This window comes from Cutibacterium avidum ATCC 25577 (assembly GCF_000227295.1).
GTDB lineage: Bacteria > Actinomycetota > Actinomycetes > Propionibacteriales > Propionibacteriaceae > Cutibacterium > Cutibacterium avidum.
This window is the reverse complement of sequence record NZ_JH165054.1, coordinates 878,891-893,303: the sequence shown is the minus strand read 5'-3', so window position 1 is coordinate 893,303 and position 14,413 is coordinate 878,891. Positions and strand designations below refer to the sequence as shown.

At 62.7% G+C, this 14,413-nt stretch carries 15 protein-coding genes and 1 tRNA gene; 1 reads left to right on the top strand and 15 read right to left on the bottom strand.

The genetic code is table 11. The features are described 5' to 3' along the window. Positions 1-182: 182 nt before the first annotated feature. From HMPREF9153_RS04020 to rpmB, 5 genes are all read right to left on the bottom strand, one after another. Entirely contained in the window at positions 183-797 is a 615-nt protein-coding gene (locus HMPREF9153_RS04020) for a nucleoside/nucleotide kinase family protein (RefSeq protein WP_023032040.1), read from the bottom strand. A gap of 27 nt (positions 798-824) precedes the next feature. After that, the gene (locus HMPREF9153_RS04015) at positions 825-1,190 is read right to left on the bottom strand and encodes an FKBP-type peptidyl-prolyl cis-trans isomerase (RefSeq protein WP_004809657.1); all 366 of its coding nucleotides are present in this window, start codon (positions 1,188-1,190) and stop codon (positions 825-827) included. Between the two features lie 82 nt (positions 1,191-1,272). Next, entirely contained in the window at positions 1,273-1,443 is a 171-nt protein-coding gene (gene rpmF, locus HMPREF9153_RS04010; RefSeq protein WP_004809656.1) for a 50S ribosomal protein L32, read from the bottom strand. A 4-nt stretch (positions 1,444-1,447) separates the two neighbouring features. Further along, entirely contained in the window at positions 1,448-1,753 is a 306-nt protein-coding gene (gene rpsN / locus HMPREF9153_RS04005) for a 30S ribosomal protein S14 (RefSeq protein ID WP_004809655.1), read from the bottom strand. After that, positions 1,753-1,989: a 50S ribosomal protein L28 gene (gene rpmB / locus HMPREF9153_RS04000; RefSeq protein ID WP_004809654.1), complete on the bottom strand. Its 237-nt coding sequence runs from the start codon at positions 1,987-1,989 to the stop codon at positions 1,753-1,755. Before rpmB ends, rpsN begins: the two co-directional genes overlap by 1 nt. Positions 1,990-2,098: 109 nt before the next feature. On the opposite strand from rpmB, the gene HMPREF9153_RS03995 reads away from it, so the two are divergent. After that, positions 2,099-2,344: a type B 50S ribosomal protein L31 gene (locus HMPREF9153_RS03995; protein ID WP_004809653.1), complete on the top strand. Its 246-nt coding sequence runs from the start codon at positions 2,099-2,101 to the stop codon at positions 2,342-2,344. A 266-nt stretch (positions 2,345-2,610) separates the two neighbouring features. Here the strand turns inward: HMPREF9153_RS03995 and HMPREF9153_RS03990 are convergent, their stop codons facing one another. From HMPREF9153_RS03990 to HMPREF9153_RS03945, 10 genes are all read right to left on the bottom strand, one after another. Next, positions 2,611-3,375 carry a YaaA family protein gene (locus tag HMPREF9153_RS03990; protein WP_004809652.1) on the bottom strand — a complete coding sequence of 255 codons (765 nt, stop codon included), beginning with the start codon at positions 3,373-3,375 and terminating at the stop codon, positions 2,611-2,613. Between the two features lie 384 nt (positions 3,376-3,759). Continuing rightward, positions 3,760-4,839, bottom strand: coding sequence for an ABC transporter ATP-binding protein (locus tag HMPREF9153_RS03985; RefSeq protein WP_004809650.1), 1,080 nt, complete (start codon positions 4,837-4,839; stop codon positions 3,760-3,762). Next, a complete protein-coding gene (locus HMPREF9153_RS03980) occupies positions 4,829-5,830 on the bottom strand; it encodes an ABC transporter ATP-binding protein (RefSeq protein ID WP_050796911.1) in 1,002 nt (333 codons plus the stop codon). The genes HMPREF9153_RS03985 and HMPREF9153_RS03980 overlap by 11 nt, the downstream gene beginning before the upstream one ends. A 45-nt stretch (positions 5,831-5,875) precedes the next feature. Beyond that, the gene (locus tag HMPREF9153_RS03975; protein WP_004809648.1) at positions 5,876-6,859 is read right to left on the bottom strand and encodes an ABC transporter permease; all 984 of its coding nucleotides are present in this window, start codon (positions 6,857-6,859) and stop codon (positions 5,876-5,878) included. After that, positions 6,852-7,775, bottom strand: coding sequence for an ABC transporter permease (locus HMPREF9153_RS03970; protein ID WP_004809647.1), 924 nt, complete (start codon positions 7,773-7,775; stop codon positions 6,852-6,854). Before HMPREF9153_RS03970 ends, HMPREF9153_RS03975 begins: the two co-directional genes overlap by 8 nt. Before the next feature lie 71 nt (positions 7,776-7,846). Continuing rightward, the gene (locus HMPREF9153_RS03965; protein WP_004809646.1) at positions 7,847-9,514 is read right to left on the bottom strand and encodes a peptide ABC transporter substrate-binding protein; all 1,668 of its coding nucleotides are present in this window, start codon (positions 9,512-9,514) and stop codon (positions 7,847-7,849) included. A gap of 297 nt (positions 9,515-9,811) precedes the next feature. After that, positions 9,812-10,351: a type 1 glutamine amidotransferase domain-containing protein gene (locus HMPREF9153_RS03960; protein ID WP_004809645.1), complete on the bottom strand. Its 540-nt coding sequence runs from the start codon at positions 10,349-10,351 to the stop codon at positions 9,812-9,814. A 325-nt stretch (positions 10,352-10,676) separates the two neighbouring features. Further along, positions 10,677-10,753, bottom strand: a tRNA-Pro gene (locus HMPREF9153_RS03955). A gap of 80 nt (positions 10,754-10,833) precedes the next feature. Continuing rightward, positions 10,834-11,784 (bottom strand): metallophosphoesterase, encoded by a 951-nt coding sequence (locus HMPREF9153_RS03950; RefSeq protein WP_036980004.1) that lies wholly within the window; start codon positions 11,782-11,784, stop codon positions 10,834-10,836. Beyond that, a complete protein-coding gene (locus HMPREF9153_RS03945) occupies positions 11,738-14,248 on the bottom strand; it encodes a transglycosylase domain-containing protein (protein WP_171023545.1) in 2,511 nt (836 codons plus the stop codon). Before HMPREF9153_RS03945 ends, HMPREF9153_RS03950 begins: the two co-directional genes overlap by 47 nt. Between the last annotated feature and the right edge of the window lie 165 nt (positions 14,249-14,413).

The following is a 14,413-nucleotide window of genomic DNA, read 5'->3' as shown; positions in this document are numbered from 1 at the left end:
GTGCTCCCAGATGCGTACTCATGCGGATGTGGTGTCGCCATGGCGCGATGACGCCTGCGAGGGAGCACGCGCAATTGCCAGGGCTGGGGCGAATCGCGTCGGTGTGATCGCCGTGGGTCGTCTCGCCAAGGAGACATACCGACGGTATCACCACGGGTGGTGCGCAGGGTGAGACGTCGTCGTCAGTTCATCAGGACGACATCATCGGCACGGGTCCTCGTCGTACGGATGAGCGCAGCATTGCGTTCGTCGGGGCCATTGGCCCACGTCAGGGCGTATTCCGGGGGTTTTCCTGCGGCGACGTGTCGTCGGACGAGTCGTTCCATCCGTAGTTGAGGATCGACGTCGACGTACCAGGTCTGGGTGAACATCGGCGCCAGCAGGGACCACGGCTCCTCGTCGAGGAGGAGGTAGTTCCCCTCGATGATGACGAGCGGCACCTCCCGTGCCACTGGGATCTCTCCGGCGATGGGTTCGCCGAACCCGTGTTGGTACATCGGTGCGTAGACCACCGGTTCGTCGGCGGTGGCCAAGCGACGCACCAAAGACAGGAATCCCCACCCGTCGAAGGTGTCGGGAGCTCCCTTGCGGTCGGCGCGGCCGAGTCGTTCGATCTCGGCTTGGGCGAGGTGGAACCCGTCCATGGGGACGACGGCGCATGTCTCGCCCAATTCTTCGCCCAGAAGGTGGGACAGGGTCGTCTTGCCAGCGCCCGGTTCACCACAGAGTCCGAGCACGCAACGATGCCCGGACCCTACGAGGGCCCGGGCACGAGCGACTGCTTGATCCGGGGTCACGTCAGATGGCGCTGTCGAATGACGCCGTCAGATGACGTTGACGAGGTCGCAGACGAAGACCAGCGTCTCACCGCCAGCGATCACGCCGGGAATACCCTGCGGACCGTAGGCGAGGTGGTGGGGAATGACGAGCTTGCGTCGTCCACCGACCCTCATGCCCTGAACGCCTTCATCCCATCCGGGGATCACCTGGCCGGCTCCCAACTGGAAGGTCAGCGGTTCTCCGCGGTTCCACGAGGAATCGAACTCGCGACCATTACTCAGGGCCACTCCGACGTAATGCACCTCGACGAGGTTTCCGGCGGAGGCCTCGGGGCCGTCGCCCACCGTGATGTCCTCGATGGTGAGGTCGTCGGGGGCGGAATCGGGCAGGGGCACTTCGGGCTTGCTCATGACGACAACCCTACGGGATCAACGCTTCTCGGGTGATCAACTGACCCGAGCGGCCACATTGGACCGCTCAGGCTGCGAGGATTCAGTCCTCGGCGTCGATCAACCCAGAGTGGTAGGCCTTGACCAGATTTCGAGGGACCCGCAGGACCTTGCCCTCAACGCGGATCTCAACCAACTGTGTTGGCGTGGTCTTCCACTGGGCCCGCCTATGACGCGTGGTCGAACGGGACTTCTTACGCTTCGGTACTGCCATGGTCTCACCAGCTTGACTTCGTGATTCCGGGGAGTTCGCCGCGGTGGGCCATCTCACGGAAACGGATACGGGACACACCGGCCTTGCCGACATAGCCACGAGGACGTCCGTCGACTTGGTCACGGTTACGCAGCCGCACGGGGGATGAATCGCGCGGCAGGGTAGACAGTTTACGCGATGCCTCCATGCGTTCGTCCAATGAGGCGGTCGGAGACTTGATGATGGCCTTGAGCTCGGCGCGCCGTTCGGCGTGCTGAGCGACCAACTTCTCGCGCTTCTTTTGGGCAGCGATCTTGGACTTCTTGGCCATCAGATCTTCTCTCCTCGAGCGAGCATTTCGGCGATGACGACGTCGACGCCACGGCGATCGATTTCCTTCATCGCCTTCGGGGTCAGGGTCAGGGTGACTTGCCTACCCAACGACGGCACCCAGTAGCGCTTCTTCTGGATGTTCGGATTCCAGCGGCGCTTCGTGTGGCGTTGGGAGTGCGAGACGTTGTTACCGAATCCCGGCTTGGTGCCGCGGACCTGGCAGCGTCGTGACATTGGTATCTCCTGTCATGGTTTGCACGTGAGAATCATTATCATATACTGATGCTGACGAGATGCGAACTCGTCGTTTGGACAGGCACGCGCCAAGGCCGGAAGGAAACCGATGAAACAAGGCATCCACCCCGACTACCACCCCGTGGTCTTCAGGGACATCTCGGCGAACATGACCTTTTTGACGAGGTCCACCGCCACCAGTTCCAAGGAGATTGAGTGGGAGGACGGGAACACCTACCCGGTCATCGACGTCGACATCACGTCGGCCAGTCATCCCTTCTACACGGGCAAGGCCAAGATCGTCGACACCGCTGGGCGCGTCGAGAAGTTCAATCGCCGCTACGGCAAGAAGTGAGACCGCGGGGTCGCGCACAGTGCGTATCCCGGAATGAACGACGAACAACGAGTTGGAACTGGGGGTGATTCATTGACTCGCTGATGACGCAGGTCGACCTGGACCCGATCGGCAGTGACGAGTGTGCCGTTGCTGATCGATGTGCCGACTGATCCCTGGCATCCGTCCGGTCCCTGAACGCGGCACCCGTCACCCTGGTGATCTTCGGGGTGGCGGGTGCCGCGCGTTGTCAGCAGGTTGGTGGATCAGGCTGCCAGGGTCCAGGATCAGTCGAACTTGCGGAAGACGGGGATGTCTGAGGAGGACACCTCGTCGCAGTACTCCCAGCCGTCATGGAAGTCAGTGAGTGCCTTGACCGTGCGCACACGGTTACGGATCATCCATCCGGCCATGAGGCCGCGGGCCGTCTTGGCGGTGAAGGAGATGACCTTCCAACGTCCTTGACGGTCCCGGGACTCGAAGCGCGGGGAGATGATCTTCGCGTCGATCCCCGCGACGGCCTGGAAATACTCGGCCGAGGCCAGATTGACGATGGCCTTCGGGCCGGGGGACTCCTGGAGGTCGGCGGAGACGAGATCACGGAGCTGGTCTCCCCACCAACTCACCAAGGTGTTGCCGCGGTGGGTACGCAGGGCGGTACCCATCTCGAGGCGGTAGGGCTGGATGCGGTCGAGGGGACGGAGGACACCGTAGAGACCGGACAGGATACGTAGTGATTTCTGGGCCTCGGTCCAGTCGCGGGTGTCGAAGGACTGCGGGTCCATGCCTCGGTAGACGGCCCCGTCGAAGGTGACGCCGGCGGGACGCGCGGTGTCGGGGATGCCGGTTTGGAAGTCGCGGTAGCGCTCGACGTTGAGGGTGGCGATGTCCTCCGAAACCCCCATGAGTTTGCGCAGGTCAGCAACCGATTTGCCGGCCATGATCTCGGCGAGCCTGGCCGTCTCGTCGAGCAGGCGAGGCTCGGTGGACTGGCTCCTGGGAACAGGACTCTCGAGGTCCAGAGACTTGGCGGGAGAGATGAGGGTCAGCACCCAGACAGCCTAGCCGGGCGGTGATATCCGGAGGCGTCGACGAGCTCTGTCAAGGAATCGGCGTCGTGACGGTGCCGTTGGGATTCGGAGGCCAGGCCTTGGCAGAACTCGCTGGATTTTTGGGGGTGGGGGATCCTCGGCGTTCCGAGGCGTCTCGGGGTGTCGCGGGGCGTCGTGGGGGAGCTGGCGCAACTGCATAAAACCGGCGCAGCTGTACCGAACAGGCGCAGCTGGCAGATAGCGGCGCGATACCCGTCCCCGTCTCTGCGGCAGGCGTCCTCCGGCCGCCAGGAAAAGCCCATGGCGACGAGGACATCGCCACGTCCAGGCAGTTCTTGGCAACTGCGTGTCGTAGCCCGGATGGCTGACCCAGTCAACGGACAACTAGGCGGTCAGGTCACCGGGTTTGACGTCGTCCGAGGCCTTCTCGAAGATCTCCGCGAAATGGCATCGGCAGGCATGCTCCCCTTGTCCATCGGCGTGCATGTTCAAGGAGGTCTCTTTCTCCGAACACAGCGGCTGAGCCCGCCAGCACCGCGTGTGGAAGCGGCAGCCGGTCGGCGGATTGGCGGGGGAGGGCACATCTCCGTGCAACAGGATCTGATGCCGCTGCCCGCGCAAGGACGGGTCGGGTACCGGAACTGCCGACAGCAAGGCCTGGGTATACGGATGGGTGGAGCGCTCGTAAATCTGCTCCTCGTCACCCATCTCCATGATCCGCCCGAGGTACATCACGGCCACCCGGTCGGAGATGTGACGCACCACCGACAGGTCGTGGGCGATGAAGATGTAGGCCATTCCCAACTCCCGCTGCAGCTTCTGCAACAGGTTGACGACCTGGGCCTGCACCGAGACGTCCAGAGCCGACACTGGCTCGTCACACACCAGTACCTTGGGCTGCAGCGCGATGCCGCGGGCAATACCGATGCGTTGACGCTGGCCCCCGGAGAACTCGTGCGGATAGCGGTTGATGTGCTCGGGGTTGAGGCCGACGAGGTCCAGCAGTTCCTTGACCCTCTCGGTCCTCTTGCCGCGCGGAACGGCGTCAGGGTGGATGCGGAAGGGCTCGCTGACGATGTCTCCGACCGTCATACGCGGATCCAACGAGGTGTACGGATCCTGGAAGACGATCTGGATGTCACGGCGCAGCTTGCGCATCTCCGATCCCCTGAGGTGGGTGACGTCACGCCCCTCGAAGGTGATCGTCCCGGAGGTCGGTGGCTCGAGGGCCACCAACAGCCGCCCCAGGGTGGACTTTCCGCAGCCGGACTCCCCGACAACACCGAGGGTCTCGCCGGGGTAGAGATCGAAACTCACGCCGTCGACGGCCTTGACATGGCCGACGGTGTGACGCACCACCCCGGACTTCAGCGGGTAATGCTTGGTGAGGTCGCGAACTGACAGGATGGGTTCTGGGCTCGTCGCAGCGGTTGCGCTGGTCGAGGTCGTCGTCTCAGCGGTCACGGTGGAGCACCTCCTCGGTGTGGTGGCAGGCAGCCCAACGTCCGGGCTCGACCTCGACGAACTTCGGTGCACCGCCTGCGCGGCATTCGTCGGTGGCCCAGCGGCAACGTGGGTGGAAGGAACACCCCGACGGCAGATTCGTCAGGGATGGCGGCAGGCCGCCGATGGCATACAACTCGCTGCCCCTCTGGTCCAGACGCGGAATCGAGTCCAGCAAACCCACGGTGTACGGGTGAGCCGGGTTGTCATAGAGACGGTGGACGTCAGCATGCTCGACGAACCGGCCGCAGTACATCACCGCGATGTCGTCAGCCACGTCCGCCACGACGCCGAGGTCGTGAGTGATGAGGATCAGACCCATCCCGGACTCGTCCTGGAGCTCCTTGAGCAGGGTCATGATTTGTGCCTGGACGGTGACGTCGAGGGCAGTCGTCGGTTCATCGGCGATGAGCACCCACGGGTTGAGCGCGATGGCCATCGCGATCATGATGCGCTGACGCATACCGCCGGAGAATTGGTGCGGGTAGTTGTCGGCGCGCTCCTTGGCCGCCGGAATGTGCACCCTCTCCATGAGGCGGATGGCCTCGGACATCGAGTCGGAGCGGTTCATACCGCGGTGAATACGGAACATCTCGGCGATCTGCCACCCGACCGGGAAAACCGGATTCAGTGACGACAAGGCGTCCTGGAAGATCATCGAGATGTGCTCGCCGCGGATCTGACGACGCTTCTTTTCGGGCATCGTCAGCAGGTCAACCCCGCAGTACTCGATCTTTCCGCCGGTGACCTTGGCCGGAGGGGAGTCGAGGATTCCCATGATCGCCTGGGCCGTCACGGACTTGCCCGACCCGGACTCGCCGAGAATCGCGAGGGTTTCCCGTTCGGACAGGGTGAAGCTCGTGCCGTTGATGGCCTTGGCGACACCGTCTCGGGTGCGGAATTCCACGTGTAAGTCGTCGACGTTGAGAAGCAGCCCGTCGACCGGCTCCAGGTGAAGACGGGCGCTGGTGAGTGTCTTTCGTGCCATGTCGAAACCTCAGTGCTGTTTGGGGTCGAAGGCGTCCTGTGCCGCCTCGCCGAGGAAGATGAATGCCAGCACCGCCAGAGACAGGAACAGCGACGGGAACAGCAGCATGAAGGGCGCCGATCGGACGTAGCCCAGACCCGAGGCGTCGGAAATCGACACACCCCACGAGATGGCCGGTTCCTGCAGACCGATGCCCAGATAGCTCAGCGTCGCCTCGATGGCGATGTAGGCGCCCAGGTTGATGGTGGCCACCACGATGACCGGGGCAATGGCATTGGGCAGGATGTGCTGACGGATGATCCGCCACGACGAGGCACCCAACGCCCGAGCGGCCTGGATGTAATCGTGGGGCAGAACCTGCAAGACCGACGACCTCATGAGTCGAGCCAAGGACGGCCAACCCAGGATCACGATGGCTCCCACCACTTTGAGCACCATGACGAGATACGGAGTGCCCGGCTCATTGGGGAAGGTGTACAGAATGATGATGCCGCCGAGCAACAGTGGGATGGCGTAGAAGACGTCACCAGTCCGGCTCAGCAGAGTGTCGAGCCAGCCGCCCCGGAATCCGGCGATCAAGCCGATGAAGGCACCAAGGAGGGTCGTCCCCAAGGTGGCGAGCACGCCGACGAGGATCGACGATCTGGCTCCGTAGACAGTCCGGGCGTAGACGTCACACCCCTGGATGTCAGTGCCGAACCAGTGCACACCGGAGGGGATGTGACGAGCGGCTGACAAGTTGCAGTCGGTGGGATTCTTCGAGGTGAAGATTGCCGGGACGGCCGCCATCAACAAGAAGATGACGATGAGGGTCACCGAGATCCAGAACAGCGGATTGCTCTTGAGGGAGTCCCAGGCGTCATTCCACACCGAGCGTGGCTTGGAGTTGCCGAGGACGTCGTTCTCGCGGGGGGCGGCAATCGGCTCGGCCAGGGCCTCTGGGCCGTCGGCCCCCAGCGGGGAATCGGGAAGGTTCGTGCGTGGTTCAGTCATGGCTGATCCTCGGGTCGAGCACCCCGTACAGCAGGTCGACGAGGAGGTTTGCGAACAAATACACCAACACCAGGCAGGTCACCGACCCGACCACCGAGACGCCGTCGCGCTGGTTGATCGATCGATACACGTAGTTGCCGATTCCATTGATGTTGAAGATCCGCTCGGTGACGATCGCACCACCCATGAGGGCGCCGAAGTCGTATCCGATGAACGTGATGACGGGGATGAGTGAGTTGCGCAAGGTGTGCACGTTGACGATGCGGCCCGGTGACATGCCCTTGGCCTTCGCGGTGCGCACGTAGTCGGCTCGCTGATTCTCCAGCAGGTTCGACCTCGTCAGACGCGCCACATAGGCCACCGACAACGCTCCCAGCACCAGGCCCGGCAAGATGAGTTCACTCCACGATCCGTCGCCGGCCGTCACCGGGAACCATCCGAGTCGCAGGCCGAAGATGAGCTGGGCCAGCGAACCGATGACGAAGATCGGGATGGAGATGACGATCAGGGAGGACACGAGGACGAAGTAGTCGACGAACTTGCCGCGTCGCACACCGGCCCACACACCGGCCAGGATGCCGACGATGATCTCGATGAGCACGGCGATGAGAGCCAGCTTGATCGTCACGGGGTAGCGAGCACCGAGCTCGGAGACGACGGTGTTGCCGTAATAGTCAACGCCGAGATCGCCGTGCAACAGCTTCGACAAGTACAGGCCGTACTGGACGAGGAGTGGCTTGTCGAGGTTGTACTCGGCTCGGAAGGCCGCGACATAGGCGGGCGGACAAGGACGTTCACCACATCGACCGGCCGTCGGGTCGCCCGGCAAGGCGAAGACCAGACAGAAGATGATGAACGTCGTCCCGATAAGCACCGGGATCATCTGAAGTGTGCGTCTGACGATATATCTGAACATGGTGTTCCTCACGACACCGTCGGTCCGCTGGGCAACTTCAGCGGACCGACGGATGCGTCATCAGGGATGGATCACTTCACGCTGACCGACTGAAGGTCAATCGAGCCGAACGGAGTGAGCTTGACGTTGGCGACCTTGTCCGACCACGCGAACGGGATCGAGGTCGTCCACAGCGGGACGGTCGGCGGGGTGTCCGCCAGCATCTTCTCGGCCTCCTGGTAGAGCTTGTTGGCCTGCTGGGAGTCCGTAGCGGCAGCGGCTTCCTTGAGCTTGGCGTCGAAGGCCTTGTTCGAGTAGTCGTTGTCATTGCTGGAGGCGCCGGTGGCGTACATCGGCGTCAGGAAGTTCTCGATGGACGGGTAGTCCATCTGCCATCCGGTACGGAAGAAGCCGTCGACGGACCGCTTGTTGACCATGTCGCGCAGGGTCTTGAAATCCGGGGTGACCTTGAGCTGGCACTTCAGACCGAGGTCGTTCTTCCACCCGTTGCAGATGGCTTGCGACCAGGCCTTGTGGTCGCCGTCACCGTTGACCGCAATGGTCAGGACGCCCTTGTACCCGCCGGACTTCTTGTAGAGCTCGAGAGCCTTGTCCTTGTCGTACTTGCACATCTCGCCGCACTGGTCCTTCTTGTACCCATCAACCACGGGGGAGACCCAGCCGTCGGCGGGGGTGCGGGAGCTGGCGAAAATCTGCTTGGTGATCGTTTCGCGGTCGATGTCCATGGCAAGGGCCTTGACGAGGTCCTTGTTGTCGGCCAGCTGCTTGTCCTTGCCGGAGTAGGTCAGGGTTTGGGTGACACCGGACTGACGGATGCCCCAACGGTTGGCCAGGTCGTTCTTCCACTGGTCGTTGGTGAGCTGGTCGGTCGGGATGAGGTCGTTGACGTCGAGGTGGTTGGCGACGGTGTCGTTGTAGGCCGGGCTGGCGTCGTTGTAGATCTTGAAGGTGACCTTGTCGACGTGGCCCTTGTACTTGCCGGCGTAGTGGTCGTTCTTCGAGACGGTGATGGCCGTGGCCGTGTTCTCGGTGACCTTGTACGGTCCGGCGCCGATCGGCATCTTCTCCCACTTCTTGGCGGTCGGATCCTTGAGGAAGGCATCCGGCAGCGGGGCGAAGGCGGTGTAGCCCAGACGCACCTCGAGGTTCGAGACCCTCTCGGTGGTCTTGATGGTGAAGGTGTGGTCGTCGACGACCTTGAGGCCGCTCATCGTCGTGGACTTCGGCTTGGTCTTGCAGGCTTCATCGTCACACTGCTCGTCGGCGTAGCCCTCGATCGGCTCGAAGAAGTAGCCGGACTGCTGGGCGTTCGGGCCGTAGGCAGCCCAGTTCCAGCCGTCGACGAAGTTCTTGGCCTTGACCTCGGTGCCGTCGGAGAACTTGTATCCAGGCTTGATCTTGACGGTGAAGTTCTGGTTGTCCTTGGTCTCGATGGACTCGGCGATGTCCATCTCCGGCTTGGCGGTGTCGGAGTTGTAGTGGATGAGACGAGCGGTGACGGCGTCGAGGACGTTTCCGCCGCAGGTCTCGTTGGTGTTGGACGGAATGAGCGGATTCTGCGGGGTGCAGCCGCGAACGGTGATCGAACCCCCATCCTTGGCGGGGGCGCTGTTGTTGCTGCCTCCCGTCGCCGACGAACCAGCGGCCGAGTCATCCTTGGCCGCAACGTCCTCGCCACAAGCTGACAATGCCATCAAGCCTGCGAGGGACAGCGCAATGAGTGGGCTCATTCGACGCATGGTGCCTCCTTCTCACGTCTCGTCGGCAGTTACCCGACGATCCCAGGTTGTTCGGGACACCATGCCACCCGTGAGACCCATTCAGCGCTCGTCTCATGACGGTGAGACGACATCGTGACCAAATTGAAACATAGGCAGAGTCGTCCTCATAAGTGGACGCGAGTCTCACGATGCGGCGAGAGTGGGGCCTGTGGACCGCTGTCTGACGCGGTTTCCTCCCTCGCCGTGCCGCCAGAATGGACGCAGCAAGGGCCCCACCCGAGGGTGAGGGCCCTTGCCACGAAGCTGATGTGAGGATCAGGCGACCTCGTCAACCAGCGCCTTGGTGAAGGTCGGGAGATCGTTGGGGTTGCGCGAGGTGATGAGCACCCAGTCGTTGCCCGGGCAGCGGACGAGCTCCTCGTCCACCCAGTTGGCCCCGGCATTCTCGAGATCCGGACGGATGGAGATGTAGGAGGTCATCTTCTTGCCCTTGGCCACGCCGGCGTCGATGAGAACCCACGGCCCGTGACAGATCGCTCCGACCGGCTTGCCTGCGGATGAGAACTCCTTGACCAAGCGACGACCGTCCTCGTCGACACGCAGGGTGTCCGCATTGACGGTGCCACCAGGGATGACGAGCAGGTCGTAGTCGGCTGCCTTGGCGTCAGCCAGCTTGGAATCGGCGTCAACCTTGGACGCCCAGTCCTTGTCGCCGGTGACGGCCTGAATGGTTTCGCCGCTGTTGGAGGCGACGGTCACCTCGATACCAGCCTTCTTGAGGGCGTTGAGGGGCTCGACGATCTCGGCCTCCTCAACTCCGAAGTCGGTGACGGCAATGAGTGCGCGTGCAGCCATGTTTGTCCTCCTTCAGTTGCGTCCAGTGGTGGAACAACTCCGGGGGCCGAAGTATTCCGAGGGGTTGGAAAACAAACGTGCCACCCTGGGGCGGTTCGGTGACCTGGAGCGTGGGGACGGTCACGGGCAGGTGTTCAGCGCTGGGCATCTGTCCATGCGAGACCGGAAGCCGTGCAACCCAAAACTGTTGTGCAAAATCCACGGATTGCGGCATGTGAAAGGATGTTCTGGGGGGAACCCGTCTGGGCTACGGTGAAAAGTGACCCACGATCAGAGGATGGGAGAGGATACGTACTGACGATCATTGTCAGGGGAAGAAACCGGATGGTCGGGGTGACAGGATTTGAACCTGCGACCTCTTCGTCCCGAACGAAGCGCGCTACCAAGCTGCGCCACACCCCGCGACCACGGTCATCCTCCTCAACAGGAGGACCGACGGATACTCTAACGCAGCTTGATCGAAAGCGCCAAGCCGATCCCCGTCAGGACCGGGGGACAAGCGTCAACAGCGTCACTTCCGGCTGGCAGAATGTCCGGTACGGGGCGAAAGGGGAGGACCCTACTCCGGCCGAGACATGAAGCCATCCGGTGCGCCCACCGCTGCTGTGCCGTGACAGCCCCTTGACGCGGTCCGTGTCGAGGTCACAGTTGGTGATGATGGCGCCCTTAACGGGAAGGCACACCTGGCCACCATGGGTGTGGCCTGCGAACACGATGTCCATGCCATCGCTGACCATGGCGTCGAGGATCTTGAGGTAGGGCGCATGGGTGACGCCGATGTTGAGGTCTGCGTCATCATCTGCAGGTCCAGCGACCTCCTCGTAATGGTCACGGTCGTGGTGGGCGTCGTCAGTTCCGCGGAAGACCAGCCGATGACCAGTCACCTCCAACGTTCCCGACTTGTCGTTGAGGTCCAGCCACCCTGCCGAGATGAACGCCTGCCTCAACTCCTCGTGGGGAAGCTCCGGAACGGGCCCCTCCGAAGCGTGTGAACGTCCCAGCAGCAGATACGAGAACGGGTTCGTGAAAGCCGGCATCAAGTAGTCATTCGACCCGAAGACGAAGGCTCCCGGACGTTCCAGCAGCCCTGCCATGTCGTCGAGGAGGGGTTGCAGGGAGTCAGCCGAACAGAAATTGTCACCGGTGTCGATGACGAGATCCGGCTCGAGGTCAGCCAGTCCACGGATGAACTCCCGCTTGGCCTTCTGGTGAGCCAGCATGTGGAAGTCCGAGAGGTGTAACACCCTCAGCGGCGAGCTGCCGGGCTTGAGCACCGGTACCTCGACGTGGCGTACCGTGAACCGACGGGCCTCAATGACGCCATAGGTCAGTCCGGCGACGCCGACTCCAAGGACCCCAACAGCTGCCTTCATGAAGGTTTTCATGTCAGCGAGGCCTCGTCGTACCAGGTGGGTTCTGCTGACCGCCGCCATGTCCCCGCCCATTGCTGCCACCGGTGTTGTCTCCGGGCTGGTTCTGATCGCGCGGCGGATTCGGGTTCTGTCGATTTCCGGGCTGGTTGTCGCCCGGGTTGTTCGGCTGATTCTGTTGCGGTGGCGGCGGAGCATAGGTTGGCTCAGGTGCGGGCTCGGGACCCTTCGACACCTTCAGCGCGACGGCTTCTCCGGAATGGGCCTTGCCCTCAGGATCCGAGCCGAGATAGGTCCCCGGCTCCGAGTCGTCCCAGACACGCCACATCTTGGTACGGAATCCAGCCTTGCGAATGGCAGCCTTGGCCTGGGAATAGGTCATGCCGTCGGTGTTCGGGATCTGGATGAGCTTGCCATAACGGATCTCGTCCGTCGGTGAGACGAAGTCCGTCGGAGGCTTGTCCTTGAGGGCGCCTGCCATAGCGGCGCGATAGATCTTGCCGGCGTCGCTACCACCGGAACCATTGAGGTACACCCCGGTGGAGGTCCGGATTCCCTTGATGGAACGAGACTTGTCGCCGCGGAAGTAGGGGTTGCTGCCGTCAGCGGCGATCATCGCCACACCAGCGGCCTGTGGGGTGTAACCGTCGAACCAAGCAGCCTCGTGGGCGTCGGTCGTACCGGTCTTACCGGCCTGCGGGTAGCCCCCGGGAATGGTGGCAGGCATGCCGGTGGCGTCCATCACCCCGGACAGCACTGAGTTGACGCCGTCGGCGACCTTCTGCGGCATGACCCGCTTGCAGTTGCCGGTCGGCACCTTGATGGCAGAGCCGTTACGGTTCTTGATCGATTTGAGGATGATCGGATCGCACCGGACACCTCGAGACGCGAAGGTTGCGTAGGCCGAGGCCATCGACAGCGGGGAGACGTACGCAGTACCGAGGGTGAACGACGGAACGTGCTGGAAGGCGGTCACGATGTCCTTGCTGCTGGAGAGCTTGACTCCTGCGTTTTGGGTCATCTTGGTGACCTCACACATGCCGACGTCCTGCTCCAGCTGGACGAAGTAGGTGTTCACCGACCATGCCGCGGCCTCACGCAAACCGATGTTCCACGAGTGACCGGTGGAGTTGCGTACCCGGAAGGGGCCTGACTTGAAGGCGCCCTTGCAGTTGGTGAACCTCTCTCCCGTGAAGTCCATGGGGGACGACGCGGTGTAGTGCTTGTTGATGGCAATGCCCTTCTCGAGGGCTGCGGCTGTCGTGAAGGCCTTGAAGATCGAACCTGCCTGGAAACCAGTGGCACCACCCATCGAGGCGGGCGCCATGTAGTTGTAATAGGTCTGGCCGGACTTGTCGCCCATGACAGGACGCGACTGCGCCATCGCCAGGAGCAAGCCGGTGCCAGGCTGGACGATCGCGGTTCCGGCGAGAACTGGATCCTTCGGGCCGACGACGTCGGAAACAGCCTTCTGAGCAGCGTCTTGGACCTTTGGGTCGATATTCGTCTGAATCGTCAGTCCGCCACGCTTGACCATCTTGGCCCGTTCGGACGGGTTCTTGCCCAGGCTCGGCATTTGGAGCAGGCTCCGGTAGGCGTAGTCGCAGATGAACGGGTACTTCGAGGAGATGCAGCCATTCTTCGGGTAGACGACCTTCGACTTGTCGAAGACGACCGCCTCCGCCTTCCGGGCCTCGTCAGCGCTGATGAGGTTGAGCTGAGCCATCCGGCCAAGCACGATGTTCCGGCGGTTCATGGCGGCCTCAGGATGGTTCACCGGGTCATAGGCGACTGGGTTCTGCACCAGGCCAGCGAGCATCGCCGACTGTGCGAGATCGAGGTTGGCGGCCGTCGTCCCGAAGTAGTGACGGGCCGCGGACTCGACGCCGTATGCGCCGTCACCGTAATAGGCGATGTTGAGGTACCGCTCCAGGATTTGCTTCTTGGAGAGCTTCTTCTCCATCGCCACCGCGTAGCGCAGTTCCTGTACCTTTCGGGTGATCGTCGGCTCCTGGGCAGCCTGCGCGCCCGCCTCGTTGCCAGCTGCGACGGCGGCCTCGATGCGGATCTGCTTGACGTACTGCTGGGTCAGGGTCGAACCGCCCTGACGAGCTGATCCGGAGACATTGCCCACCAGGGCTCGCGCGGTGCCCTTGAGGTCGATCGCGCCATGGGAGAAGAAGCGGTTGTCCTCAATGGCCACCTGGGCGGTCTGCATCTCCTTGGAGATTTTCGACAACGGGACGTACTCGCGGTTCTCGTCGTAGAAGGTGGCCAGTACCGACCCATCTGCCATGAGGATGTGGGACTTCTGGGCCTGCGGGGTACTCATCAATTCCGCAGGCAGGTCCTCCATGCTGTCAGCCACCATCGTCGCGGTGCCACCAGCCAGAGCAGTGACGGGCACGACGAATCCGGCTACCAGCAATCCGGCCAGGATGCTGACGATTCCGAACATGGCTAAGGGGTAGAGCTTGCCGTGCCTGTCTGAGCGCATGGCCCCAAGGATACGTGAGGGTCCGGACATACCCGAGCGGCACAGGCCGTTGCGGTGGTGTTGACGATGTGGTGAGGCTGTGAATTGTGACGTTGCGGACTGCATTGGAGGGGGCTTGGGATGCGATGCCGCCTCGATGCCGCTCCACAGGCCGGTCCTTCGCTGGTTTACCCCTGTGCTCCTACTATCGTGGCA

Coding starts and splice junctions, on each gene's coding strand:
- HMPREF9153_RS03970 (WP_004809647.1), bottom strand. CDS start 7,775: ATGTTCAGATATATCGTCAGACGCACACTTCAGATGATCCCGGTGCTT.
- rpmB (WP_004809654.1), bottom strand. CDS start 1,989: ATGTCACGACGCTGCCAGGTCCGCGGCACCAAGCCGGGATTCGGTAAC.
- HMPREF9153_RS03975 (WP_004809648.1), bottom strand. CDS start 6,859: ATGACTGAACCACGCACGAACCTTCCCGATTCCCCGCTGGGGGCCGAC.
- HMPREF9153_RS03960 (WP_004809645.1), bottom strand. CDS start 10,351: ATGGCTGCACGCGCACTCATTGCCGTCACCGACTTCGGAGTTGAGGAG.
- HMPREF9153_RS03965 (WP_004809646.1), bottom strand. CDS start 9,514: ATGCGTCGAATGAGCCCACTCATTGCGCTGTCCCTCGCAGGCTTGATG.
- HMPREF9153_RS03945 (WP_171023545.1), bottom strand. CDS start 14,248: ATGTCCGGACCCTCACGTATCCTTGGGGCCATGCGCTCAGACAGGCAC.
- HMPREF9153_RS04015 (WP_004809657.1), bottom strand. CDS start 1,190: ATGAGCAAGCCCGAAGTGCCCCTGCCCGATTCCGCCCCCGACGACCTC.
- HMPREF9153_RS03950 (WP_036980004.1), bottom strand. CDS start 11,784: ATGGCGGCGGTCAGCAGAACCCACCTGGTACGACGAGGCCTCGCTGAC.
- rpmF (WP_004809656.1), bottom strand. CDS start 1,443: ATGGCAGTACCGAAGCGTAAGAAGTCCCGTTCGACCACGCGTCATAGG.
- HMPREF9153_RS03995 (WP_004809653.1), top strand. CDS start 2,099: ATGAAACAAGGCATCCACCCCGACTACCACCCCGTGGTCTTCAGGGAC.
- rpsN (WP_004809655.1), bottom strand. CDS start 1,753: ATGGCCAAGAAGTCCAAGATCGCTGCCCAAAAGAAGCGCGAGAAGTTG.